Source organism: Pantoea sp. SIMBA_079 (genome assembly GCF_046940275.1).
GTDB classification, from domain to species: Bacteria; Pseudomonadota; Gammaproteobacteria; order Enterobacterales; family Enterobacteriaceae; genus Pantoea; species Pantoea borealis.
In genome coordinates this window covers 1-247 of record NZ_JAWRYR010000727.1, presented here as the reverse complement: position 1 = coordinate 247, position 247 = coordinate 1, and the positions used below count along the sequence as shown (strand labels likewise).

Genomic DNA, 247 nt, shown 5'->3' with positions numbered 1-247 from the left:
GATGCCGCGCATGACCACATGCGAGACGCCCGGCTGATAGCTGTTGAACACCACGCCCGGCGTGCGCTGGATGTAATCGGCCAGCGACTGCGCACCCAGATCCTCGAGCTGCTGGCCGGTGACGGCCGAGACCGAGCCCGCGATCTCGCGCACCGATTCGTTGGTCTTGCCGGCGGTGACGACGATGGTCTCGAGTTCGGTCGGCGTCGCATCGGCGTCTGCGGGCGCCTGCTGGGCGAGCGCGGGC

General features: G+C 69.2%; 1 protein-coding gene. It reads right to left on the bottom strand.

The annotated features are described in order from the left end of the window. The coding region (locus SB719_RS21865) for a TonB-dependent receptor plug domain-containing protein (RefSeq protein ID WP_412159990.1) at positions 1-247 on the bottom strand (247 nt) is incomplete at both ends.